Raw genomic sequence first — 23198 nt, 5'->3', positions numbered from 1 at the left:
GAAGACGGCGGGGCGGCTCTTAAGCCGCCCCGCTGCTTGACGGAGGGGGAAATAGCTGATACAATCGGTTTGACAACAGGGAAGGGGGCATGGCGTGATGATCCTGGCGGTAGATGTGGGCAATTCCAACACAACGGTGGGACTGTTCGACCAGGGAGGAAAGCTGATTTTTCGCTCGACTCTGGAAACTTACCGGAATAAGACCAGGGATCAGTGTGCCATTGATCTGCTGGGTGTCTTTCAACTATATGGCGGAAAGATGGCCCAGGTATCCGGCGGAATCCTGTCCTGCGTGGTACCGCCCCTGACCGCTGTGTTTGCCGACGCGGTCAACCGTCTGACCGGCAAGGCGCCGCTGGTGGTTGGGCCCGGTATCAAAACCGGCCTGAATATCAAGGCGGAGATTCACGACCAGCTGGGCAGCGATATTGTGGCCTCCTCGGTGGCGGCCATCGCCGGATATCAGAGCCCGATTGTCATGATTGACATGGGAACGGCAACCTCGTTGTCCCTGATCCAGGGCAGCGTGTATGAGGGCTGCATGATCATGCCGGGCCTGACCCTGGCACTGGAGGCCATGTCGGAGCGGGCGGCCGCTCTGCCGCCGATCTCCATTGAAAGTCCCACCCAGCTGGGCCTGCTGGGCCACACTACGGAGGAGGCCATGCGCTCCGGTGTACTCTATGGTCATGCCAGCATGGTGGACGGTATGGTGGAGCGCATCGAGGAGAGCATCGGTCAGTCGGTGACGGTGGTAGCCACCGGCGGCAATGCGCCTCGCATTTTGCGCTACTGCAAACGTACCATTCAATATGACGCCGACCTGGTAATGAAGGGACTCTATCTGCTGTATCAAAAGAATACCCGCAAGCCTCGCAAGATGTAATTACCATGGTACTCAACGGTATCTGCCGTGGGTAAATAAATGTTGCGCTGCATCCTCACCAAGAGGAGCGGCAGCAGGAGGTAAGTTCATATGAGAGCAAGTGAGAAGAGCAGACGCCTGACAGGACTGGCCCTGATGACAGCCATCGTTGTGGTCCTGCAGCTAGTCGCCAGCATGTTTGTCCGGGTGGGAATTGTGGCGCCCACCCTGGCACTGGCACCGATTATTATTGGCGCTGCCCTGTACGGCGTGAGCGCGGGGGCGTGGCTGGGAGCCGTGTTTGGCATTGTGGTCTTTTTGGCCTGCGTGGCCGGATGGGATGGAGGCGGCAACGTCCTGTTTACCGCCAATCCGTTTTTGACCTTCGCCTTGTGCATTGTCAAGGGAGCTGCCGCTGGCTTGGTGGCGGGAGCGGTATACCGTGCGCTGGAGCTTCATAGCCCCATGGGCGCGTCGCTCACTTCCGGTATTATCTGCCCGGTGGTGAATACTGGTATTTTCTGCGCGGCACTGGCGCTTTTCTACCACGATACATTAGTAGCCTGGGCCGGCGGCACCAATTTGGTTTTCTATGTGATCACCGGCCTGGTAGGCCTGAACTTTTTGTTGGAGCTGGTGATCAATCTGGCCCTCAGCACAGTCATTGTCCGTGTCGTGTCTGCAAGAAAACACGCATAAATACCTTTCAGGGCGTCCGTCAGTTTGGCGGACGCCTTGTTTTTGCATTAATAATTTCTTGTGCATTCAAAATTCGAGAAGTTTTTTCAATAAACACTTGCTTTTTTGCAAGACGGCGCATATAATATGTCAAGAACTTTGAGAACAAGGGAGAGATTCCAGTGAAAGAGCTGTCCAGAATCGCACAGGCCGTACAGGCGTCCACCACCATGGCCATTGATGCCATGTTCAAGCAGATGAAGGCCGATGGTATTGATGTGATCGGCTTTGGCGCCGGCGAGCCCGACTTCAATACGCCTGACGCCATCAAGCAGGCGGGTATTGAGGCCATTCAGAATAATTTTACCCGCTATACCCCTGCCGCCGGTACGGTGGAGCTGCGTCAGGCGGTGTGTGACCGGATGAAGGCTGACTGCGGTCTGGACTACAAGCCCAGCCAGGTGGTGGTGAGCAGCGGCGCAAAGCATCTGGTATATCTGGCTCTGCGCGCTCTGGTAAACCCGGGGGACGAGATCATTTTGCCCGCGCCCTTCTGGGTCAGCTACATTGAGCTCATCCGCATGGTGGGCGGTGTGCCTGTGGTGGTTACCGCGACGGAAGCCGAGCATTTCAAGCTTACCGCTGAGAAGCTGGAGGCTGCCATCACCCCCAAGACCAAGGCCATTATTCTCAATAACCCCTCCAACCCCACCGGCATGACGTACAGCAGGGAAGAGCTGGAGGCCATTGCCGCCGTCTGCCTGAAGCATGAGGTCTATGTGATTTCTGACGAGATCTACTATGGCCTGGTGTATGATGGAATGGAGTTCACCAGCTTTGCCGCACTGAGCCCCGAGGTCAAGGAGCTGACCATACTCATTAACGGCGTGTCCAAGTCCTACGCCATGACCGGCTGGCGAATTGGTTATGCCTGCGCCAATGATACCATCGCCAAGATCATGGCCAACTACGTCAGCCACTCCACCGGCTCTCCGGTGGCTATTTCCCAGAAGGCAGCTGTGGTGGCGCTCAATGCCCCTCAGGATGAGGTTGAGGCCATGCGCCAGTCCTTTGAGGAGCGGCGGAATTACATCGTGGAGCGGATGAATTCCATCCCCGGCGTCAGCTGCATCAAGCCGGAGGGAGCTTTCTACGTGATGATGAATCTGGAAAAGCTGCTTGGAAAGACCATCCACGGGGTGGAAATTACCAACGACGATGTGTTTGCCGACGCGTTCCTGAAATACGGCCTGGTAGCGGTGGTGCCTGGCTCCGGTTTTGGTGCGCCTAACTTTGTCCGCTGGTCTTATGCCACCTCCATTGAAAATATCAAGGAGGGGCTGGACCGACTGGAGAAATTCCTGGCGGAGTAAAATGCAGAAAGAGAGGGCCCGTAACGGCTGCGGGAAGGCAGCTGTTACGGGCCCTTTCCAATGACTTACAGGGCCTGTTCAATGGCGTGGATCACCAGTTTCATCGCTTTGATGCGGGCATACCGCTTATCCGCCGATTCCAGGATATGCCAGGGTGCGTTTTGTGTGCTGGTCTTTTGGAGCATTTCATCCACGGCTTTCTGATAGGCGTCCCATTTTTCCCGGTTGCGCCAGTCCTCCTCGGTGATCTTCCACTGTTTGGCCGGGTCCTGCTGCCGGTCCTGAAACCGCTCCAGCTGAGTCTGTTTGTCATATGCACCCAGAACTTCAGCACCACTGTGCCTGCGTCTGTGAGCTCCCGCTCAAACTCGTTGAGTTCATCATAGGCCCGTTTCCAGTCGTCCTCCGAGCAGAAGCCCTCCAGACGCTCTACCATCACTCTGCCGTACCAGCTGCGGTCAAAGATGGCGATGTGTCCCGTTTTGGGCAGGCGGGTCCAAAACCGCCAAAGGTAGTGGCGGGACAGCTCATCCGGAGTGGGGGAGGCAATGGGAATGACCTCATAGCCCCTTGGATCCAGCGCGGAGGCCAGACGCTTGATATTTCCGCCCTTTCCGGCTGCATCCCAGCCTTCGTATACCAATACCACAGGGACCTTTTTCCGGTACAGTTCATTGTGCAGTTCCGCAAGGCGCTTTTTGCAGGCCTTTAATTCTTTGCGGTACCGCTTGTCCTCCATGGTTTTATCCAGCGATACCTGCGCAAGCAGGGGGGAGGGCTCCAGCGGCCAGTGGTATTCCGGCATACAGGTTTCCGGCCTGGATTCCAGAGCGGCGCAGATCTGCTGATACAGCCACTCCGCCGCCTGCAGCTGCGCTGAAACTTTATGGCTGATGTCGATCACCTTCCAGGGAGCCCATGGGGTATCAGTGGCCTCCAGGCAACGGTCAAAGCAGTCCAGATACTTTTGTTCTGACGCCAGTCCGCCTCGCTGGCCCGCCAGGAGGTATCCCGGTGGGAGGCGAGTTTGTACAGACGGTCATGCTGCTGCGTGGCGTCAATGTGAAAGAACAGTTTGACCAGAAGATACCCGCCGTTGGTAAGCTGACGCTCCATAGTCTGGATGCTCTCCAGCTGCCGGAAAAACTCCGTCTCAGACAGTTCTCCGCAAAGGTAATCCTGCACTGTCTCGCTGATCCAGCCGGAATCCAGGAACAAAAGCTTTCCAGACTCCGGAATGGAGGAGAAGTAGCGCTTCAGAAAAGGCCACCGCCGCTCCTCCTTGGTGGGTTGGTTTACAGTGAGAACCTTAAAAAATCTGGGATCCAATTCCCGGATCAGAGACCGGATCGCACTGCCCTTTCCAGCGGCGCCCCAGCCCTCCAGCAGAATAACGACCGGCAGTTGGGCCTGGCGCAGACGCTGCTGCAGCCCAGCCAGTTCCTGCCGCAGCTGCTTCAGCCGTGCCTTACAGGTGTCTTTGTCTGGTTTTCCTTCGTCAAACGCCCAGTTTTTCAACATAGTACGGCCTCCTTTGCTGGATTGTGGCTGCGTCCAGTTTACACCCGTTCCGCAGTCCTGGCAAGGGTGGTGTGTAAAAGTACCTCTTGTTACAAAAAGGCTTTTGTGATATACTAGCCGCTGTAGTGAATTGCCATTTTTATGCTTAAAGAAGGGTATCCATGAAGAAAGATAAGTATGAATCGCCGCTTTGTTCCCGTTATGCCAGCGATGAGATGCAGTATCTCTTTTCCCCGGACAAAAAATTCACCACCTGGCGCAGGCTGTGGGTGGCGCTGGCTCGGGCGGAAATGGAGCTGGGACTGCCTGTTACGCAGGAACAGGTGGACGAGCTGGAAGCTCACGTCCAGGACATTGACTATGAAACAGCCACAAAATTTGAACGGGAACTGCGTCATGATGTGATGGCCCACGTACACACCTATGGTCTCCAGTGTCCCAAGGCCATGCCCATCATTCACCTGGGTGCCACCAGCTGCTACGTGGGGGACAACACAGATGTGATCCTGATGCGTGAGGCCCTCTGCCTGGTCCGGGATGAGTTGGTACGGGTTTTGGGTCATCTGGCGGCTTTTGCACAGCGCTACCGGGCTCTGCCCACGCTGGGCTTTACCCACTTCCAGCCGGCACAGCTCGTAACCGTAGGGAAGCGGGCTACACTCTGGATGAACGAGCTTTTGATGGACCTTCAGGAAGTGGAGCATCGGATCTCCACCCTGAAGCTGCTGGGCTGCAAGGGTACCACCGGTACCCAGGCCAGTTTCCTGGAGCTGTTTGACGGCGATCATGACAAATGTATGGAGCTGGATCGTAAGATTGCAGCTGAGATGGGATTTGAAGCGACAGTTCCGGTTTCCGGCCAGACCTATTCCAGAAAAACCGATTATGCCGTGCTCTCCACACTCTCCGGTATTGCCCAATCGGCCAGCAAGTTCGCCACTGATCTGCGGCTGCTGTGCAACCTGAAGGAGGTGGAGGAACCCTTCGAGGCCCATCAGATTGGTTCTTCCGCCATGCCCTATAAACGCAACCCCATGCGGTGCGAGCGGATGTGCTCCTTGGCCAGGTATGTCATGGCAGACGCCCTCAATCCGGCCGTTACCGCGGCGACTCAGTGGTTTGAGCGTACGCTGGACGACTCGGCCAACAAGCGACTGTCTGTCCCGGAGGCCTTCCTGGCGGTGGACGCTATTCTGAATATTTACGCCAATGTGGCTGACGGCCTGGTGGTTCATGAAAAGGTCATTGAAAAGCACGTCATGGAGGAGCTGCCCTTTATGGCCAGCGAAAATATTATGATGGACGCGGTCAAAAAGGGCGGCGACCGTCAGCAGCTTCATGAACGTATCCGGGTGCTCTCCCAGCAGGCAGGGGCCAATGTGAAGGACAGGGGAGAGGCCAACAACCTCATTGACCTGATTGCCGCGGACCCGCTGTTTGGACTGAACAAGGAGGAACTGACCGCTCATATGTGCCCCGCCCGCTATATTGGCCGCTGCCCGGAACAGGTGGATGCCTTTTTGCAGGCTGAGGTCAACCCCGTTCTGGAGCGCTACTCCGAGGCACTGAAGACACGGGAAGCCGAACTGAAGGTATAAAACGATATTATAAGGTAGGAGATGCTTGTGATGGAGAAATCTGTTCGCCGTATTGGTGTATTTACCAGTGGGGGAGATGCCCCGGGCATGAACGCAGCCATCCGCTCTGTTGTTCGTACCGCACTGCATATGGGCATTGAGTGTATCGGAATCCGTCGGGGCTATCACGGCCTGATCAACGGGGACTTTGTGCCTCTGACCTTTGAAAGCGTCAGCGGCCTGTCCAGAAAGGGCGGAACCATGCTGTACTCTGCCCGCAGCGAGGATTTCAAGTCCCAGCTGGGCCGGGAGCGGGCGGTAGCCACCTGCAAGCTGCTGGGTCTGGACGCTCTGGTGGGCATTGGCGGCGACGGTACCTTCCGCGGTCTGCTGACTCTGGCACAGCAGGGCCTGAGCGTCATTGGCATTCCCGGAACGATTGATAACGACATCGCCTGCTCTACCTATACCATTGGCTATGACACCGCCTGCAACACCGCCTTGGAGTCCATTGATAAACTGCGGGATACCATGCAGTCCCATGAGCGCTGTTCTGTAGTGGAAGTAATGGGCCGGCATGCCGGTCATGTGGCCCTGAACGTAGGCGTGGCCTGCGGCGCAACCGCCGTGTTGGTGCCGGAGCAGAAGGTAGACTATGAAAACGATCTGATGGAGCCCATCCGCAGGTCTCGTCTGGCCGGCCGGACCCATTTTATGATCATTGTGGCGGAAGGCGTGGAAGGCGGCGCCTATGAGGTGGCCAAGCAGATCAATGAGGCCACGTCTCTGGATACCCGCGTAACCATCCTGGGTCACGTGCAGCGCGGTGGTGCGCCAACGGTCCGTGACCGGATTGCGGCTACATATATGGGTTATGAGGCTGTCCGGCTGTTGGCCGAGGGCAAAACCTGCCGTGTGGTGGCGATGGACGGCGAATCCTATGTGGATTATGATATCGAGGAGGCGCTGAAGATGCACAAGGGTCTGGATCAGCAGACCTACACCGTTATGCGTGCATTGACTGGCGTACAATAAAAACGCGAACAAGCGCTCCGGACCTTGCGTGAATAGCGCAAGGTCCGGAGATATAAAATCAGCTGTGCCGACCCCGTAGGGGGGCGGCTATGAATTTAGATTGTTAACTCAACAAAATAAAAATTTTGTTGAGTTGAAGGGAGGCTAAACCGGTGTCAGACGACAGACAGACCGCCCCACAGGTCCTCCGGGACTTTTTGGTCTACCATGAGACCATCCAGGGCCACTCCCGCAAAACCGTGGATGAGTACTATTTGGATCTGCGCAACTTCTTTCGGTATTTAAAAATGGAAAAAGGCCTCGTACCCAGGACAGCTGAGCTGGATGAGATTTCTATTGATGATGTGGACCTGGAGTTTGTCCGCTCTGTAACCCTCAGCGACGTCTACAGCTACATGAATTATCTCAGCCGTGATCGGGCCAAACACGCCAACAGCCCGATGACCGGTTATGGGCTGGAAGCCTCTGCCCGTGCCCGTAAGATTGCCGCCATACGCTCCTTTTATAAATATCTCACCAATAAGGCCAAGCTGATCGCGGAAAATCCCATGCAGGATCTGGATTCCCCCAGGCTGAAAAAATCTCTGCCGCGCTATCTGGACCTGGATGAAAGCATCCAGCTGCTGGAATCTGTGGATGAACCGAATCAAGCCAGAGACTATTGTATTTTGACTCTGTTTTTAAACTGCGGGCTGCGGATTTCAGAGTTAGTTTCACTTAATCTGACGGATGTGCGTGATGATCAGCTGCGGGTTCTGGGCAAGGGCAACAAGGAACGGATGATTTTTCTTAACGATGCCTGTATGGAGGCGATCCGGGCCTGGCTGGAGGAGCGGAGCCGATGCGCCGCAGCCGATAAAAACGCTCTGTTTCTCACCAGAAGGCACACCAGAATGACTACTGACGCTGTCCACTATATGGTAAAGCAGCGGCTGAAAAAAGCTGGACTGGACGCCTCCCTGTATTCCAGCCACAAACTCCGGCATACGGCAGCCACACTAATGCTCCAGAATGGCGTGGATGTACGTACTTTGCAGGAAGTGCTGGGTCATGAGCACCTGAATACCACCCAGATTTATACGCATGTAGACAATGAAAATCTGCGTGCCGCCGCCAAAGCAAACCCGCTGGGTCGTCTCAAGTCCGCACATCCAGCAAAAAAAGAAGATTAAAGGGATTCTATCGTCCTCCATACCCCGGTAATATGCAGAAAGCGTGCGCTTCGGAAGGAATAGGTACTTAATGGCCGATAGTCTGTATCATAAGAGTGGGAGGCAACCAGCGTATTGCGAAGCGTGGGCTGTCCCAGTATCTGGACCACAATGGCGGTGTGTGTGAACGCCTCCCCATTGGCGTTGAGCTGTACAAAGTCTCCGGGTACCAGCTGCCGCAGGCGCACTGATTGGGCCGCCGGGCCTGGTGTTGGTATCTGTCGGGTCAGATAGCGATAAAAGTATTCCACGCCGGTCCATGCCGGAGCCTTGTCGTTGGCATTGAGATAGTACCATCCAAAGTCGGGCGTGAAATCCATGACGCCGGAGCCAGCATACAAACACTGAGAAGCAAAGTTGGTGCAGTCGCCTCCGATATCCTCATAATCATAGAAGGCTGGATTGCGTTGAAAAGCCCATCTGTGGGCATAGGCCACCGCTGCCCGGCGGTGATAGGCGATTTGTTCTAACATAATACGTTCTCCCCTCCCCTCTTATCTTATGCTTGGGTGGGAGATATGGGTATAAAAAGGAGAGGGTCTCCCCTCTCCTTTTTTATACCTATAAAAGAAACATTACGCCTTGCCGTCGCAGCCCAGCACGTGGATCAGCTTATGCTTCACCAGCTCCTTGATATTGGCGCGGGCGGGCTTCAGATACTCGCGGGGGTCAAACTTGTCAGGATGCTCGGCAAAGAACTGACGGATGGTGCCGGTCATGGCCAGACGCAGATCGGAGTCAATGTTGATCTTACACACGGCGCCCCGGGCGGCCTGGCGGAGCTGCTCCTCGGGAATGCCAACGGCATCGGGCATCTTACCGCCGTTTTCATTGATCATCTTCACATACTCCTGGGGTACGGAAGAGGAGCCATGGAGCACAATGGGGAATCCGGGCAGACGCTTGACCACTTCGTCCAGAATGTCAAAGCGCAGCGGAGGAGGAACCAGCTCGCCCTTCTCATTGCGGGTGCACTGAGCGGCGGTAAACTTATATGCGCCGTGGCTGGTGCCAATGGCGATAGCCAGAGAGTCGCAGTTGGTCTTGGCGACAAACTCCTCCACCTCTTCCGGACGGGTGTAGTGGGAATCCTCAGCGGACACGCTGACCTCGTCCTCCACGCCGGCCAGAGCACCCAGCTCAGCCTCTACCACCACGCCGTGGTCGTGGGCATACTCCACCACCTGCTTGGTAATCTCAATATTCTCGGCAAAGGGCTTGGAGCTGGCGTCGATCATAACAGAGGTAAAGCCGCCGTCAATGCAGCTCTTGCACAGCTCAAAGCTGTCACCATGGTCCAGATGCAGGCAAATGGGAAGTCCGGTCTCAATAATAGCGGCCTCCACCAGCTTCATCAGATAGGTGTGATTGGCATAGGCACGGGCGCCCTTGGAGACCTGAAGGATCAGGGGGGCGTTGACTTCTTTGGCTGCCTCAGTGATGCCCTGCACAATCTCCATGTTATTGACGTTGAAAGCGCCGATAGCGTAGCCGCCATGATAGGCCTTTTCAAACATTTCCTTAGTGGTAACCAGTGGCATAAGGCTCATCTCCTTTTCTTAACTCTACATGATTCTAACAGTTCTCATTGATAATTTCAAGAGGACGTGGTATGATTATTTGGCAAACCGTCAAATTTTCCAAAAATGAAACATCAGGAGGCAAATTCATGAGTGAGTTAAGGGGCGCCTGTATCATCGGACAGTCCGGTGGTCCGACCGCAGTTATCAATTCCAGCGCGCTGGGCGTGATCCGCACGGCCCTGGATACCGACTGTATCACCCGTGTTCTGGGCGCTGCCCATGGTATCAGGGGCGTTTTGGATGAAAAGCTGTACGATATGGGCGTAGAAGACGCGGCTGAGCTGGAGCTTTTGAAGTATACTCCCTCCTCTGCCCTGGGTTCCTGCCGGTACAAGCTGAAGGACCCGGATGAGGATGACAGCGATTACAAGCGGATCCTGGAGATTTTCCAGAAGTATGATGTACGCTATTTCTTTTACAATGGCGGCAACGACTCCATGGATACGTGCAACAAGATTTCCAAGTACATGCAGAAAGTGGGATATGAATGTCGGATCATGGGCGTGCCCAAGACCATCGACAACGACCTGAACGGTACCGACCACTGCCCTGGCTTCGGCTCTGCGGCTAAGTTTATCGCCACTACCTGCATGGAGGTCCATCGGGACGCCCACGTATATGATACCGGCATGGTTACGGTAATCGAGATCATGGGTCGCCACGCTGGCTGGCTGGCTGGCTCCGCCGGTCTGGCTACCTGGGCCGGCTATGGTCCCGACCTGATCTATCTGCCGGAAACCGACTTTGACCTGACGGATTTCCTGGATGACGTTGCCCGTATCTACCGGAATACTGGTAAATGTATGGTGGCTGTTTCTGAGGGTATTCACCATCCTGATGGCTCCTTTGTGTCCGAGGCGAAGATCTCCGCTACCGATGGTTTTGGACATGCCCAGCTGGGCGGTCTAGCCGCCATGCTGGCCGATGCCATCAAGATGGAGACTGGCGCGAAGGTGCGGGGAATTGAGCTGTCTCTGCTGCAGCGCTGCGGTTCCCATACCGCTTCCAAAACGGATATTGAAGAGGCCTACTTGGCAGGCAAGGCTGCTGTTGAAGCGGCGGTCTCCGGCGTTACGGATAAAATGGTGGCGTTCCTCTGCAAGCGTGAGGGCGGCTACCACTGTGAGACGATCCTGCAGCCCTTGGACATCGTAGCCAACTTTGAGAAGAAAGTGCCCCGTGAATGGATCAATGCCGCAGGCAACGGTGTGGAGCAGCCCTTCATTGACTATGTGCTGCCCCTCATCCAGGGTGAGCCGGACGCGCTCAGAGAGGCCTCTCTCCCCCGTTTTGCCAAGCTGAAAAAGGTATTGACCACTGACATAGACGGCTGATCATGAGACAAATAAAATGGGATTCGGAAAACTCTTTTCCGAATCCCATTTTTTATTATCTACTCAAATAATAGCGGCCAGAGCCTCCCTGATATTTCGCACCTTGATAAGCTGCAGACCGTCCGGAACCTCCAGCTTTCCTCCTGCCTGGGCGGGGACAAGGCATTTGGTAAATCCCAGCCTATGGACCTCGCTCAGCCTCTGTCCGAGGGCATTGACGGAGCGGAGCTCACCGGTTAGGCCCACCTCCCCCACTGCTGCCAGATCACCAGGTACCGGTTTGTCCCGGAAGCTGGAGGCCATGGCAATTATCATTGCCAGGTCTGCCGCCGGTTCATCCAAAAACAGGCCGCCAATCACGTTGATATAGGCGTCACAGGTGCTGACCATCAGCCCGCCCCGCTTTTCCAGCACCGCCAGCAACAGATTGGTACGGTTAAAATCAAAGCCGTTGGCGGTGCGCCGGGGTACATTAAAGCTGGTGGGGGCCAAAAGGGCCTGCACCTCTGCCAGAACGGGGCGTACACCTTCCATCACACAGGTAACGCAGGTGCCCGGCGTATCCTGTGGCCGTCCCGCCAGCAGCATTTCCGAGGGATTTGGTACTTCACGCAAACCGGAGTCTCCCATTTCAAATACGCCGATCTCATTGGTGGCGCCAAACCGGTTTTTCGCCGCCCGCAGGATTCGGTAGGAATTCTGCTGTTCTCCCTCAAAATAGAGCACACAGTCTACCATGTGCTCCAGCACCTTGGGTCCGGCAATGGATCCCTCCTTATTGACATGACCGATGACAAAAACCGTTACCCCCTGCCCTTTTGCCAGCTGCATCAGGGCCATGGTGCAGTCTTTGACCTGGCCGATGCTGCCGGGAGCGGCGGACAGTTCCCCATTGTACAAAGTCTGGATAGAGTCCACAATGAGTATATCGGGCTTTAGTTCCCGCACAGACTCCAAAATCTCCTCCAGATTGGTTTCCGCCTGAAGGTAAAGCTGTGTACCCTGTACATGCAGCCGGTCGGCCCGCAGCTTGATCTGACGCTCAGATTCCTCGCCGGATACATAAAGCACCTTGGCAAACCGGCACAGGTGGTCGCAGATTTGGAGCATCAGGGTTGACTTCCCGATACCAGGCGCGCCTCCCACCAGAACCAGAGAACCCTGCACCGCACCCCCTCCCAAAACTCGGTCCAGTTCCCGCATCCCGGTTTCAAAGCGCAGCTCCTGTCCAGTCTCCACTTCCGCCATAGGTTTAGGGCGGGAAACGGAATGGCGAGTTTCTCCCGCAGATACGACGGAGCGCCGCTTGGTTTCCGCAGGCTGTTCCACAATGGTGTTCCACGCCTTACATGCGGGACATTGCCCCGCCCACTTGGGCAATTCATTCCCACACTCTGTACAATAAAACATCGCTTTGGACTTCATTTCCAGAGTCCCCCGTTCTCTTTAGCTCATTTTCCAGTCGTATTGCAGCCAGGCTCCCGCCATGGCTGCAGCCAGCTTTGTCTGGTAGGCGTCTGTACGAAGCAGCGCCTCCTCTGCCGGATTGGACAAGAATCCGCACTCTACCAAAATTGCCGGGCAGGAGATGTGATTCATCAGGTAGACTGTATCCGGGATGGGTTTGGCCTGCCGGCTGTTTTCCGGGTCCACGGCGCTCCGCAGAACCTCCTGCGTGTGGACAGCCAGCTCCTGGCTGCCTGCTGTCGGCGCAAAAAATACCTGTGCGCCATGATATTTCTGATCGGTAAACATGTTTTGATGGATACTCAGCAGGACTGCGTTTTCCTGCTGTTCCACTGCAGCTACACGGTTATGCAGATCGGATGCCTTTTTTTCCCGCAGCGTATCGGCATCGGAATCGTGGAGCGAGCTGTCGGACGTGCGCAGCACCACCGGAGCCTGCCCGCAGAACCCCATAAGCTGATCTATTTTGAGTACGATGGACAGATTGATTCCGCTCTCCGGTACGCCGGTGAGTGAAACCGCACCTCCGTCTTCCCCGCCATGCCCGGCGTCCAGGATCAAGACCCGTCCACCGTTTGCCGGCGCAAAAGCAGCGAGCCGCTGTCTGGGATATACCACCATACATCCGATCGCCACAACCAGCAGCGCGGCAACCAGAATCCAACACCCCAGTTTTTTCAAACCACTCCCCCCATTCCTTCAACAGAGGATATGCGGGGGTCACGCCAGGTAGAAGAGCGGACTTATTATACCACAGATCCAGATCCTTGTCCAAGTTCTTGTTGCCTTTCATCTCTGGCTGGGATATGATAAGGTCAGAATTGAATGGAGGTGGCCTTTTATGGTGGTTGACAAATTGGAACATGCCGCTTTGTATAATGGCTTGGGACCCAGATTTCAAAAGGCGCTGGAGTGGCTGCAGACGGTGGATCCAGATACTCTCACCCCTGGTGAGCGGGTGGAGGTGGACGGAAAGGAGATTTACGCATTTCTTTTCGCGGTAGACACCTTGCCGGTGGAGGCGTGCAAGCTGGAGTGCCACAAAAACTACGCTGATATCCAGTATCTGGTCTCCGGGCTGGAAGGTGTGGGCTATGCCCTCCCCGACGCTCCGCTGGAGCAGCTGACGGAATATGACCCGGATGGAGACATCCAGTTCTATACTACCCAGTGGGATACCCTTACCATCCGTCCCGGCACCTTCTATATCGTCTGGCCTCAGGACCTCCATGCGCCACGCGTGGCGGTGGGTGCGCCTGCTCCGGTCCGCCGTCTGGTGGTCAAGGTCAAGCTGGACTGAACTTCATTTCCCCTCACCATAAAGGTGAGGGGATTTTTATGTTCGCCGGGAATGGACATTTTTTGCCGCTCCGCATAGCATGGATGGGAGGGGGGCCTCCCTTTCCCAATCCATAAAAGGAGGAAATGACTTGTATCCCAAGAATCAGACCTCAGTATCCTCCGGCACCTGTGATGACGCCAATGGCATCCTGCCCGCCTGCGCGCCGTTGGCCGTCCCCTATGTGCCGTTCCAGCAGAAAAACCCCAAGCGTTATCCACAGCAGGAAGCGCTGGCTACCGGTACCCTCTTTCCCGGACTGGATCTTCCCTTCCGGGTAAAGCAGGAGGTCAAACAGGCCTTGGGCGGGCCTTTAGCTGAGCTGCAGGCGCTGGAATTCGTCCTGCTGGAGTTGGCCCTCTATCTGGATACGCACGCCGACGACAGCGAGGCCTTTGCGCTCTATCAGCAGTATGCGGATATGGAGCGCCAGGCCAGAGCCAGTTATGAGGCGGTCAACGGACCTCTTACACGCTCCGCTGTGGCACAGAGCGGCGATTGGATGGAGTGGCTGAAAAATCCCTGGCCCTGGGAGCAGATGGAAGGAGGCAGCCGCTGATGTTTTCCTATGAGAAAAAACTGCAGTACCCTGTGAAAATTACCACGCCCAACCCCAAGCTGGCCTCCTATATCATCAGCCAGTATGGCGGACCGGACGGCGAGTTAGGCGCTTCTCTGCGCTATCTCTCTCAGAGGTATTCTATGCCCTATCCGGAATTGCAGGCTCTCCTGACCGATATCGGTACGGAAGAGCTGGGACATCTGGAGATGATCGGAGCCATTGTACACCAGCTGACCCGCAATCTCACCGAGGAGCAGCTTCGTACCAGCGGCTTTGCGCCCTACTTTGTGGACCACACAACGGGCATCTATCCCACTGCTGCCTCCGGAGCGCCCTGGAACGCCGCCGGGATTGGCGTAAAAGGGGATATCATTGCGGATCTGACGGAGAATATGGCCGCGGAGCAGAAGGCCCGCGTGACGTACGACAATATCCTGAGGCTCAGCGACGACCCGGATGTCAGCAATGTCATCAAGTTCTTACGGGCCCGCGAGGTGGTACACTTCCAGCGTTTTGGCGAGGCGGTACGCCTGGCCAAGGAAAAAATGGATCAAAAGAACGTCTATTTTACCAATCCGGCGTTTGACAAGGCATAAGACGCAGACACGGGAGGCCTTTCGGCCTCCCGTGTCTGCTTTATTGATCCAGCTCCAGCGCAAAAAGCGCCGCACCGAGAGCCCCGTTCAACTGCGCCTGCTCGGAAATGCGCAGTTCTGCCCCCAGCCGCCGCTCAATGGCTTGAGCAACGCCCTTGTTTTTGGATACGCCTCCGGTCATCATATAAACTGGTTCCCCGCCAATCCGGCGGCAGAGCGCACATGTCTTGGAGGCCACCGACTCATTTAAGCCATGGATAATGTCAGCGCGGGATTTGTTCTGCGCAATGAGGGAAACCACCTCAGACTCGGCAAATACCGTACACATGCTGGAAATGGTGATGTCCTCCTTCCAGGAGAGCCCGGCAGCGCTCATCTCATCCATGGACAGCTCCAGCGTCCGGGCCATCAGCTCCAGAAATCGTCCGGTGCCAGCGGCGCATTTGTCGTTCATGACAAAGTTTACCACATTTCCCTGCTCGTCTACCCGGATGACCTTGCTGTCCTGTCCGCCAATGTCAATGATGGTGCGTACCTCCGGGTCCAGGAAATGGGCGCCTTTGGCATGGCAGGTAATCTCTGTGATGGACTTGTCTCCCTGCTGAATGGCGCTCCGCCCATATCCGGTGGTAACTGTGGCGGAAATATCCTCCTGCTTCAGCCCTGCCTGTTCCAGGGCCTGCTCCAGGGCCCGTTGAGCTCCCGCAGCGGCGCCCGCACCTGTTGGCAGAATCACCTGGGCCACGATCCGCTTGTCCCGGTCCAAAATGGCCACGTCCGTGCTGGTGGAGCCGCTGTCGATTCCCACATAATATCCCGCTCCGGTCATTGTTCTCGTCCCCTTCTCCCGGTCCTGAGGCGTCAAACCTTCCGCAAATGCCTCCAGCCGTGTGCGCAGCTGCCCGCTGCTTTGAATGGTGTAGTCCGATTCCAGCTTCAGCATAGGCACCGTCAGTTCATGGCGCAGCTTGGAATACTCAAAGCCGTAGTAGTCACAGAATTTTACGGTATGATAGATGACACCGCGCAGATTGGGGTCCTGATACAGCCGTTTTCTGCCACCGGCATCTGTCATGCGCATGCAGGGCATCTGCCCCAGCAGCTCCCCCGCATACCAGTCCATCAGACTGTCAAAATCCGTCAACTCCTCCGGAGGGGGGCATACTCTCCGATTATGCACACAAGTATCGTTGCGTACAGGCAAAGGCATGGTCTGTTCCATCATGGAAAAGAGCTCCTCCCCCACTCTGCCGCCCAGTACGCTGAGATAGGGGCCGACGGGCGGCGTCCAGGGATGAAACGCATCCCGAAACCGCTGGAGTTGAAATTTCGTTCCCTTATAAGCGGCATAGGCTTCCGCAAGGCGAAGCAGCTCCGCTTTGGTTCTCTGCCTGGCGCAGGAGTCCCCACAGTGGAGCATGTCCATCAGAAAGAGGAAATCCAGCTTTCCATGGGCCAACAACACATCATATGCGCTGCGGATGGTGTCGCAGCAGTTGACCAGAACCAGCTCCTTCACCCGGCCCTCCATACAGGCCTCGATCACCGCTTTTCCAAAGCCGCACAGATTAGGGTGGCTTACTTCGTCACTCCGTTCAAAGTTTTCCGGCATATGATCCAGGACCTGGCAGGTTCCGCCCAGTGCATCCAGCAGCTCCACAGGGGTGTATTTGCAGATATACCATGTGGTGCTCATACCTTCTCCCCCTTTTCCGCCCGGAGCATTTCCACAAAGGCATCCATGCGGGTGGCCAGCTGGCCTTCCCCGCCGTGACTGCGGTCACATCCATCCCCATCCAGTACAAGACAGGGCAGACCGGCAGCCTCAAATTGTTCCTTGGCCAGTTGGGCGCCTCCCAGCGTGTGCTTGCAGCCCCAGTGGCAGAACCAGACCACACCATCCGCCTTGACCTGTCTGGCGGCGGCAATACCCCGCTGGATCCGCCGCTCCACCGGCCCGTTAAAAGCAGAATATACCACGCGCCGGGCCATGGCGTCATAGGGATCGTTCGGGTCGGCCTTGACCAGCCCCTCAAAGCACATATCACAGCCCACTACCTGCACATCCTGATTGAAGTCTGTAACCCGGCGCAGAGGCTCCACCCAGAAAGGGGTTGTGTGCATCCACAAAAGCCGCACACCGGATGCCGGAGGGGCCTTTTGGATTTCCGCCAGACATTGGCGGGTATAGGCCTCGGTTTCCGGCGTGCCAAGCAGGGTGTGAAGCGTAAAGGCGGAAAACATCTCCCCCGTCAACTCGCCCAGGATCTTCTTATCCGCCCGGAGCGTCATGTATTGATCAAACTGCTCCATGCTGTTCTGGCTGCGGGACACCGCCTCCCGCAAACGCTCCTCCGGAATGCTTTGGCCCGTCTGCTTCTCCACAAACCGCACCATCTCCCGGAGTTGGTCGGCCACATAGCGTACCGCATACTCGTCTGGCTGATAAGGGACCTCCACCACAAACTGAGGCACCTGAAAAAATTCTGCCAGACGGCGGAAGGTCAGCAGATTGGCGTCACACGCCAAAGTGGTGTTAAGAATAAAGCGGGGTTTTGGCATCAATCCTTTTTCTGCCGCGCCGATAAAGATTTTATGGTAGGAGCAGAAGGTTTCCGGCAGGCCTTCGCTCTCCGCATAGTGAAGAAACTCCTGTTCCGCCTGTGTTCCGGACAAAAAGCAGCCGAATCCTTCGCAGGAGTAGGGATACAGTCCCGCTACCTGAAGGGGTTCGCAGGGCAGAAACAGGCTTGCCATAGCTGCCCGCTCTGGATGAGCCAGAGGCGCGATCATAGATGTCATGGTCTGGACCGCCGCCATCTGTGCGGCTTTTGTGGTATATTTTCCGGGGGCCGCCATAAGCTGCAGTTTCTTGGCACGATAGCCAAAGCGCAGCATACGCCGGGCCAACAGGGGATTTTTCCGGCATTCTTTCTGAATAATCTCTCCAAAGTGAGTCACAATGTCTGCCATGATATTCCTTCTTCCTTATGGCTTACAGGTGCCGCAGGGCGTGTACCCCTGCTCCAGCAGAGCCTGACGGGTTCCGGTGTAGTCCTGCCGGTTGCTCGGGCTCATACTCTCCACCCCGGAGCAGGTAGGCAGATGGAACTTCATGGAGCTGGTGTTGAGCACATAATGCGACTCTTCTGCGGCAGTAGTCTCCTCCGGCTGCGTAGTAGAGGTCGGGACATCCTCCTCCAGCCAGCTTGCTCCGGTGGCGTAGTCGATGACTACGCCGGGCTGGACGTTGTAAACATAGACGCAGAAGCACACGCCGGTGCCGTCATCCTCCACGCTTTTGGCCTCCATCACCACACCGCTTGCCAGCAGGTTGTCCCCTTCAAAAATAGGCGTAACCCGATAGAGCACGTGGTTGTTCGTTTCCTGCACGTAGTCCGCAACCTGATCCTCAAAGGGTAGCATCCCCTCCACATTCAGATAGCGGGTACCAGTGATCAGATTTTCTTCATTTGCGTTTTCACCGGACAACTGATAGCCAATCAGGTGGCAGCGGTTATATAAGTATTTTCCGTCCACACAGTCGTATTTAACCGTCTGCCAGCCGGAGGGCTTTACCTGTCCGATGCTGCCCCGCTCCTCTGTCGGCATCAGGTCTGTGCCGATATTGGCGTACGCTGTCCCGCAGCGGCCCAGGTCATCCAGGGGACTATAGCGCTCAAAGGAATTTGTAGTCTCATCCTCCTGCGGAAAATCCGGGACATTTTCATTTAGGACTACATAGGGTTCTCCGGAGTATTCCGGCAAATCCTCCAATGTGTAGGATGGCACATTGGCTTCAGGAGAGAATGCGGAAAGCTGCTCACAGCCGCACAGCAGCAGACAGAACATGGATAGGACCACGAGCCAGGTGCGAGTTCGTTTCATGGTGGTATCTCCTCTTTGATAGATTCACATATGGAGCATTATAGCATTTTGCATACCAGATTGGCAAGGCGCGTAAAGGGATGTCTGCGCTGCGTGGATTGCGCGCTGGCATGGCGTCCGGTATAATGGGGTCTGAGGTGAACAATATGGATTGTACAAAAATCGGGGCGTCTATCCGGCAGCTGAGACAGGAGCGGGGCCTGACACAGCAGCAGCTGGCAGATGGACTTCACGTCAGTCATAAGACGGTCTCCAAATGGGAATGCGGACTGGGCTGTCCGGACTCGGCCTTATGGGAGAGACTGTCCGCTCTTTTGGGTGCGGATCTGCTCAAACTGCTTCAGGGAGACCTGGATGCCAGCCGACCGGATCCGGGCAATATGGCCAAAGTGCGTTTTTACGTCTGTCCGGTGTGCGGGAATCTGCTGGTTGGCACCGGAGCCAGCGGGGTCTTCTGCTGTGGTCGGAGTGTGGAGCCCCTGTCCCCCACTCCGCAGCCGGAACCACTGAACCTGCGGATGGAGGAAATGGATCTTGACTACTATATTTCATGGGAGCATCCCATGGAAAAAGATCACTTTTTACAGTTTGCCGCCTATGTGCAGGATGACCGGGTACTCCTGATCCGGCTTTATCCGGAACAGGAGCCGGCGGTCCGTATTCCTGCCAGCAGGCGGGATGGCTTCCTTTATCTGTACTGTACCAAACACGGTTTGCAGCAACATAAGCTGAAGTTCTGAATAAGAAGGGACCCAGAAGCATACGCTTCCGGGTCCTTTTGGCTTATTATCCCTCGGAGAGCAGTTTCATCAGCTCCTCCTCGGTCAGTACTGGGATACCCAGTTCATTGGCTTTTTTCAACTTGGAACCGGCGGCCTCTCCAGCCACCACATAACTGGTTTTCTTGGAGACCGAGCCGGACACTTTGCCGCCCTGGGCTTCGATCAGGGCGGACGCCTCTTTCCGGTCCAGGTTGGCCAGGGTGCCCGTGAGGACAAAGGTCTTGCCCGCCAGCTTGTCGCCTACCGGAGCTTCTGCGCTGTCAAAGGACACACCTGCCTCCCGAAGGGTCTGGATCAGATGCCGGCTCTGTTCATTCTGGAACCAATCGAGCATGCTCTTGGCGGTAATACCGCCAATATCGGGTACAGCGGTCAGCTCCTCCTCGGTAGCGGACATCAATGCATCCAGTGTACCAAAGCGGGCGGCCAGCACCTTCCCCGCCTTCTGTCCCACCTGCCGGATGCCAAACGCAAACAGCAGGCGGCCCAAACCGGCAGACTTGGATTTTTCAATAGCGGCCATCAGATTTTCCGCGCTTTTTTTACCCATCCGCTCCAGCGGCTCCACCTCTCCGGCCTGCAGCTGGTAGAGGTCGCCGGGACCTTTTACCAGTCCGGCCCCCACCAGAGCCTCCACCACAGCAGGCCCCAGGCCTTCAATATCCATGGCGTCCCGGCTGGCAAAGTGAACGATGTGCCGCAGCCGCTGGGCAGGACACTCAGCGCCTGTACAGCGGATGTGGGCCCCATCCTCATCCCGGGCCACAGGGGCCCCGCACACCGGGCAGTGGTCGGGCAGATGATACGGTACCGTGCCCTCCGGACGTTTCTCCTTCAGCACAGACACAATCTCCGGGATAATCTCCCCGGCTTTCTGCACCAGCACAGTGTCCCCAATGCGGATGTCCTTTTCGCTAATAAAATCCTGGTTGTGAAGCGTGGCGTTAGTAACAGTAGTTCCTGCAAGGCGAACAGCCTTTACAACCGCTTTGGGCGTAAGAACACCGGTTCTGCCCACCTGCACAACAATATCTTCCACCACACTCTCCTTCTGCTCGGGAGGGTATTTATAGGCGGCCGCCCAGCGGGGGAACTTCGCGGTGGAGCCCAGGATGGTTCTATCTGCCAGGCTATTTACCTTTACAACTGCTCCGTCAATGTCAAAGGGGAATTCTTCCCGGCCGTCTCCTAATGCGGCGATGTGCTCCGCAACCTGCTGGATGGTGGAACAAGTGTAATGTGGAATTACTTTAAAGCGCTGTTCCCGCAAGTATTCCAAGGTTTCTGTATGTGTGGTAAACGTCTTGCCCTCTGCCCACTGGATGTTAAATACCCGGATATCCAGTTTACGGGAGGCGGCGATTTTGGGATCCAGTTGCCGCAGGGAGCCTGCCGCCGCGTTTCTGGGATTGGCAAAGAGGGCTTCCCCCTTCAACTCCCGAGCGGCATTGAGCTGTTCAAAGCTCGCTTTCGGCATAAAGACCTCGCCCCGAACAATAAGTGATGGCAGAGCCTCCGGCAGGCGCAGCGGGATGGAGGGGATGGTTTTGAGGTTTTCCGTCACGTCCTCCCCTACCTGCCCGTCGCCTCTGGTAGCGCCCCGGAAAAACAGGCCGTTTTCGTATTCCAGAGCCACAGAAAGCCCGTCCACCTTAGGCTCCACATCATACTCCACCCCGCCTGACAGGGTGTCCCGCACCCGCTGATCAAAGTCGTTCAGTTCCTCAAAGGAGAACACATCCTGAAGGCTTTCCAGCGGGACGCGGTGCCGGACCTCGGAAAAACCGTCCGCCACCTTACCGCCCACCCGTTGGGTGGGGGAATCTGGAGTTACCCATTCGGGATGCTTGGCCTCCAGTTCCTCCAAACGGCGGAGCTTGTGGTCAAAATCATAGTCGGACATGCTGGGATTGTCCAGCACATAGTACTCATAGTTGGCCTGCTCCAGTTCCTGGCGCAGGCGTTGGATCTCCTGTCTCTCGTCCATGGCGGACCTCCACTTGGAATCTTTGAGTGAGATAAGGCGCAAAGCGGTTGAGCAGCAGATACAGCCAGAAGCCGCACAGCGCCCCCAGGGTGTTGAGAATAACATCGTCAATATCGGTAGAGCGCATCAGAAAGTACTGCCCCACTTCCACCAGCACGGAAGTGCCCAGACCAACCAGGGCAGAGCGGCGCCAGTTGGCGTTTCGGAACAGCAGAGCGGGAAAAAAGCCAAGAGGCACAAACACCGCCAGGTTACCCAGGAAATTGAGGATGGTAAAGAAACCACCGCCCCGGGTCAGGTCCTCCCAGTAATCTTGAAACATCCGGAAGGGAACCAGGTTGACATTGCTCCATAACGAGGGGCGGTCTACCAGCAGTTCAATATCGCCCCACAGTCCGGGGGAATCTTCCATCCAGTAGACCGGCCACAAGGTTACGGCCAGCACGCCAAACAGGCACATGATGAACAGGATCAGTCCGATCTCCCGCCCTAGACTGGTCCGCAGTCCCATGGCTTGAAGCGCCCGTTTCCGATAGGGCCAGAAGCAACAGAACACAACAGCCGCCGGGACCGCAATGATAAGCATTTCCCGCAGATAATAAGGAATTTGATACATGGTATATCCCTCCTTTTCCCTCATTGTACCAGAAAGAAAAGAAAGGTATCTGTGCCTTCCCTTGTAAATTTCTTGTGATTTTCTTACGAACCAGCCGCCGGCAGCTCCAGATAGGTGTCCGGTACCTGACCCAGCAGCAGAGTCTCCGCCACACATACCTCCGCATTGACCTGAGTATCCGTCTTTCCGCCGGGAATGAGAAGGGTAATTTTCACCTGTACATCCAGCATGACCTGATGCAAAGTCTGGTTGATCCCTTCCGAGGTAAATACATTCCGAAACTCTGCTGTGGGTGTAGCCGTGGCCAGCACCTGTACCGGCAGATCCGGTCCCCAGTCAGATGCGGTGGCCAGTCCGGTGATGCTGCCCAGAGGTATGCCCAAGTCCTCGCTGTTCAGAGCGTCCACTTTCTCCAGAACTGTTTGCAGAATCTGGGTGCGCAAGGCGTTCAGCTTGGCTGAATTGGTGGAAAGGAGCGTCACCTGGCCGCTGCTGTCCCGCTCCAGGGTCACCAGGTCCTGATAGGCTACCGCCTCCGCCGACAGGGTCTCCATCACCGCATCGTTGATGATGCCGGTGACCACATTTTCTGTCTTGGCCTGGGCCAAAGTGGTAACCATCGGCCGCAGCGCATTGTCCAGAGCGACAATGACCAGCAGGGCCAGCCCTACCCCCAGCAGGGCGGACAGCACCAGTCCCCTGCCCCGCCGCATAGCTGGAATACTGCGTCCCGCCCGAGGTTTGCGAAACCAGGGGCGATATCTGGGTCTGGCAACCATAGCGT

22 protein-coding genes and 1 pseudogene are annotated in these 23198 nt (G+C 56.1%); 11 read left to right on the top strand and 12 right to left on the bottom strand.

What is annotated here, in order from left to right; translation table 11 throughout:
- Positions 1-97: 97 nt before the first annotated feature.
- The 3 genes from B5F88_RS02100 to B5F88_RS02090 all read left to right on the top strand — a co-directional run bounded on the left by B5F88_RS02100 (position 98) and on the right by B5F88_RS02090 (position 2916).
- On the top strand, positions 98-886 hold the full coding sequence (locus tag B5F88_RS02100; RefSeq protein WP_087341337.1) for a type III pantothenate kinase: 789 nt from the start codon (positions 98-100) through the stop codon (positions 884-886).
- A gap of 90 nt (positions 887-976) precedes the next feature.
- Positions 977-1564, top strand: a complete 588-nt coding sequence (locus B5F88_RS02095) for an ECF transporter S component (RefSeq protein ID WP_087341336.1) — start codon at positions 977-979, stop codon at positions 1562-1564.
- 161 nt (positions 1565-1725) lie between these two features.
- Positions 1726-2916, top strand: coding sequence for a pyridoxal phosphate-dependent aminotransferase (locus B5F88_RS02090; RefSeq protein ID WP_087341335.1), 1191 nt, complete (start codon positions 1726-1728; stop codon positions 2914-2916).
- Positions 2917-2981: 65 nt separating this feature from the next.
- Here B5F88_RS02090 and B5F88_RS21920 read toward each other — a convergent pair.
- Positions 2982-3655 (bottom strand): annotated as a pseudogene (locus B5F88_RS21920) (hypothetical protein).
- A gap of 161 nt (positions 3656-3816) precedes the next feature.
- Positions 3817-4437, bottom strand: a complete 621-nt coding sequence (locus tag B5F88_RS21915; protein ID WP_343286446.1) for a hypothetical protein — start codon at positions 4435-4437, stop codon at positions 3817-3819.
- Positions 4438-4598: 161 nt separating this feature from the next.
- Between B5F88_RS21915 and purB the strand changes: the two genes are divergently transcribed.
- From purB to B5F88_RS02070, 3 genes are all read left to right on the top strand, one after another.
- A complete protein-coding gene (gene purB / locus B5F88_RS02080) occupies positions 4599-6035 on the top strand; it encodes an adenylosuccinate lyase (RefSeq protein WP_087341334.1) in 1437 nt (478 codons plus the stop codon).
- A gap of 30 nt (positions 6036-6065) precedes the next feature.
- Positions 6066-7049 (top strand): 6-phosphofructokinase, encoded by a 984-nt coding sequence (pfkA, locus tag B5F88_RS02075; RefSeq protein ID WP_087341333.1) that lies wholly within the window; start codon positions 6066-6068, stop codon positions 7047-7049.
- Between the two features lie 254 nt (positions 7050-7303).
- Positions 7304-8221: a tyrosine recombinase XerC gene (locus B5F88_RS02070; RefSeq protein WP_343286445.1), complete on the top strand. Its 918-nt coding sequence runs from the start codon at positions 7304-7306 to the stop codon at positions 8219-8221.
- Here B5F88_RS02070 and B5F88_RS02065 read toward each other — a convergent pair.
- Positions 8218-8733 carry an amidase domain-containing protein gene (locus tag B5F88_RS02065; protein WP_087341331.1) on the bottom strand — a complete coding sequence of 172 codons (516 nt, stop codon included), beginning with the start codon at positions 8731-8733 and terminating at the stop codon, positions 8218-8220. The genes B5F88_RS02070 and B5F88_RS02065 overlap by 4 nt on opposite strands.
- A gap of 102 nt (positions 8734-8835) precedes the next feature.
- A complete protein-coding gene (gene fba / locus B5F88_RS02060) occupies positions 8836-9801 on the bottom strand; it encodes a class II fructose-1,6-bisphosphate aldolase (protein WP_087341330.1) in 966 nt (321 codons plus the stop codon).
- Between the two features lie 128 nt (positions 9802-9929).
- Between fba and B5F88_RS02055 the strand changes: the two genes are divergently transcribed.
- A complete protein-coding gene (locus B5F88_RS02055) occupies positions 9930-11177 on the top strand; it encodes a 6-phosphofructokinase (protein ID WP_087341329.1) in 1248 nt (415 codons plus the stop codon).
- Between the two features lie 63 nt (positions 11178-11240).
- Here the strand turns inward: B5F88_RS02055 and radA are convergent, their stop codons facing one another.
- Together radA and B5F88_RS02045 are read right to left on the bottom strand one after the other, a co-directional pair.
- Positions 11241-12602 carry a DNA repair protein RadA gene (gene radA, locus B5F88_RS02050; RefSeq protein WP_087341328.1) on the bottom strand — a complete coding sequence of 454 codons (1362 nt, stop codon included), beginning with the start codon at positions 12600-12602 and terminating at the stop codon, positions 11241-11243.
- A gap of 21 nt (positions 12603-12623) precedes the next feature.
- Positions 12624-13325 carry an N-acetylmuramoyl-L-alanine amidase gene (locus B5F88_RS02045; protein ID WP_087341327.1) on the bottom strand — a complete coding sequence of 234 codons (702 nt, stop codon included), beginning with the start codon at positions 13323-13325 and terminating at the stop codon, positions 12624-12626.
- Positions 13326-13485: 160 nt separating this feature from the next.
- Between B5F88_RS02045 and B5F88_RS02040 the strand changes: the two genes are divergently transcribed.
- The 3 genes from B5F88_RS02040 (at position 13486) to B5F88_RS02030 (ending at position 15141) form a co-directional block, all read left to right on the top strand.
- Positions 13486-13944, top strand: a complete 459-nt coding sequence (locus B5F88_RS02040; protein ID WP_087341326.1) for a YhcH/YjgK/YiaL family protein — start codon at positions 13486-13488, stop codon at positions 13942-13944.
- Positions 13945-14074: 130 nt separating this feature from the next.
- Complete coding sequence (locus B5F88_RS02035) at positions 14075-14542, top strand: spore coat protein CotJB (protein ID WP_242959591.1); 468 nt, start codon at positions 14075-14077, stop codon at positions 14540-14542.
- The gene (locus tag B5F88_RS02030; RefSeq protein WP_087341324.1) at positions 14542-15141 is read left to right on the top strand and encodes a manganese catalase family protein; all 600 of its coding nucleotides are present in this window, start codon (positions 14542-14544) and stop codon (positions 15139-15141) included. Before B5F88_RS02035 ends, B5F88_RS02030 begins: the two co-directional genes overlap by 1 nt.
- A 40-nt stretch (positions 15142-15181) precedes the next feature.
- On the opposite strand, the gene B5F88_RS02025 is transcribed toward B5F88_RS02030, so the two are convergent.
- From B5F88_RS02025 to B5F88_RS02015, 3 genes are read right to left on the bottom strand one after another with little or no spacing between them, the layout of a single operon-like run.
- The gene (locus B5F88_RS02025; RefSeq protein ID WP_087341323.1) at positions 15182-16837 is read right to left on the bottom strand and encodes an acyl-CoA dehydratase activase; all 1656 of its coding nucleotides are present in this window, start codon (positions 16835-16837) and stop codon (positions 15182-15184) included.
- A complete protein-coding gene (locus B5F88_RS02020) occupies positions 16834-18114 on the bottom strand; it encodes a 2-hydroxyacyl-CoA dehydratase family protein (RefSeq protein WP_087341322.1) in 1281 nt (426 codons plus the stop codon). The genes B5F88_RS02025 and B5F88_RS02020 overlap by 4 nt, the downstream gene beginning before the upstream one ends.
- 15 nt (positions 18115-18129) lie before the next feature.
- A complete protein-coding gene (locus B5F88_RS02015; RefSeq protein WP_087341321.1) occupies positions 18130-19029 on the bottom strand; it encodes a DNA/RNA non-specific endonuclease in 900 nt (299 codons plus the stop codon).
- 146 nt (positions 19030-19175) lie between these two features.
- On the opposite strand from B5F88_RS02015, the gene B5F88_RS02010 reads away from it, so the two are divergent.
- Positions 19176-19769, top strand: a complete 594-nt coding sequence (locus B5F88_RS02010; RefSeq protein ID WP_087341368.1) for a helix-turn-helix domain-containing protein — start codon at positions 19176-19178, stop codon at positions 19767-19769.
- 46 nt (positions 19770-19815) lie between these two features.
- Here B5F88_RS02010 and ligA read toward each other — a convergent pair whose 3' ends face one another.
- From ligA to yunB, 3 genes are all read right to left on the bottom strand, one after another.
- On the bottom strand, positions 19816-21798 hold the full coding sequence (gene ligA, locus B5F88_RS02005; protein WP_087341320.1) for an NAD-dependent DNA ligase LigA: 1983 nt from the start codon (positions 21796-21798) through the stop codon (positions 19816-19818).
- Positions 21740-22414 (bottom strand): VanZ family protein, encoded by a 675-nt coding sequence (locus tag B5F88_RS02000; protein ID WP_162612092.1) that lies wholly within the window; start codon positions 22412-22414, stop codon positions 21740-21742. The genes ligA and B5F88_RS02000 overlap by 59 nt, the downstream gene beginning before the upstream one ends.
- A gap of 83 nt (positions 22415-22497) precedes the next feature.
- Positions 22498-23193 (bottom strand): sporulation protein YunB, encoded by a 696-nt coding sequence (gene yunB / locus B5F88_RS01995; RefSeq protein WP_087341318.1) that lies wholly within the window; start codon positions 23191-23193, stop codon positions 22498-22500.
- Positions 23194-23198: the final 5 nt, after the last annotated feature.

It is taken from the genome of Flavonifractor sp. An306, assembly GCF_002159455.1.
Taxonomy (GTDB): domain Bacteria; phylum Bacillota; class Clostridia; order Oscillospirales; family Oscillospiraceae; genus Flavonifractor.
The sequence above is the reverse complement of the archived record's forward strand: the minus strand, read 5'-3'. Positions and strand labels throughout refer to the sequence as shown.

What these genes read in the sequence shown, in the direction of transcription:
- B5F88_RS02100 (WP_087341337.1), top strand. Translation starts at nt 98, where the DNA reads ATGATCCTGGCGGTAGATGTGGGCAATTCCAACACAACGGTGGGACTG.
- B5F88_RS02095 (WP_087341336.1), top strand. Translation starts at nt 977, where the DNA reads ATGAGAGCAAGTGAGAAGAGCAGACGCCTGACAGGACTGGCCCTGATG.
- B5F88_RS21915 (WP_343286446.1), bottom strand. Translation starts at nt 4,437, where the DNA reads ATGTTGAAAAACTGGGCGTTTGACGAAGGAAAACCAGACAAAGACACC.
- purB (WP_087341334.1), top strand. Translation starts at nt 4,599, where the DNA reads ATGAAGAAAGATAAGTATGAATCGCCGCTTTGTTCCCGTTATGCCAGC.
- pfkA (WP_087341333.1), top strand. Translation starts at nt 6,066, where the DNA reads ATGGAGAAATCTGTTCGCCGTATTGGTGTATTTACCAGTGGGGGAGAT.
- B5F88_RS02065 (WP_087341331.1), bottom strand. Translation starts at nt 8,733, where the DNA reads ATGTTAGAACAAATCGCCTATCACCGCCGGGCAGCGGTGGCCTATGCC.
- fba (WP_087341330.1), bottom strand. Translation starts at nt 9,801, where the DNA reads ATGCCACTGGTTACCACTAAGGAAATGTTTGAAAAGGCCTATCATGGC.
- B5F88_RS02055 (WP_087341329.1), top strand. Translation starts at nt 9,930, where the DNA reads ATGAGTGAGTTAAGGGGCGCCTGTATCATCGGACAGTCCGGTGGTCCG.
- radA (WP_087341328.1), bottom strand. Translation starts at nt 12,602, where the DNA reads ATGAAGTCCAAAGCGATGTTTTATTGTACAGAGTGTGGGAATGAATTG.
- B5F88_RS02040 (WP_087341326.1), top strand. Translation starts at nt 13,486, where the DNA reads ATGGTGGTTGACAAATTGGAACATGCCGCTTTGTATAATGGCTTGGGA.
- B5F88_RS02030 (WP_087341324.1), top strand. Translation starts at nt 14,542, where the DNA reads ATGTTTTCCTATGAGAAAAAACTGCAGTACCCTGTGAAAATTACCACG.
- B5F88_RS02025 (WP_087341323.1), bottom strand. Translation starts at nt 16,837, where the DNA reads ATGAGCACCACATGGTATATCTGCAAATACACCCCTGTGGAGCTGCTG.
- B5F88_RS02020 (WP_087341322.1), bottom strand. Translation starts at nt 18,114, where the DNA reads ATGGCAGACATTGTGACTCACTTTGGAGAGATTATTCAGAAAGAATGC.
- B5F88_RS02015 (WP_087341321.1), bottom strand. Translation starts at nt 19,029, where the DNA reads ATGAAACGAACTCGCACCTGGCTCGTGGTCCTATCCATGTTCTGTCTG.
- B5F88_RS02010 (WP_087341368.1), top strand. Translation starts at nt 19,176, where the DNA reads ATGGATTGTACAAAAATCGGGGCGTCTATCCGGCAGCTGAGACAGGAG.
- ligA (WP_087341320.1), bottom strand. Translation starts at nt 21,798, where the DNA reads ATGGACGAGAGACAGGAGATCCAACGCCTGCGCCAGGAACTGGAGCAG.
- B5F88_RS02000 (WP_162612092.1), bottom strand. Translation starts at nt 22,414, where the DNA reads ATGTATCAAATTCCTTATTATCTGCGGGAAATGCTTATCATTGCGGTC.
- yunB (WP_087341318.1), bottom strand. Translation starts at nt 23,193, where the DNA reads ATGGTTGCCAGACCCAGATATCGCCCCTGGTTTCGCAAACCTCGGGCG.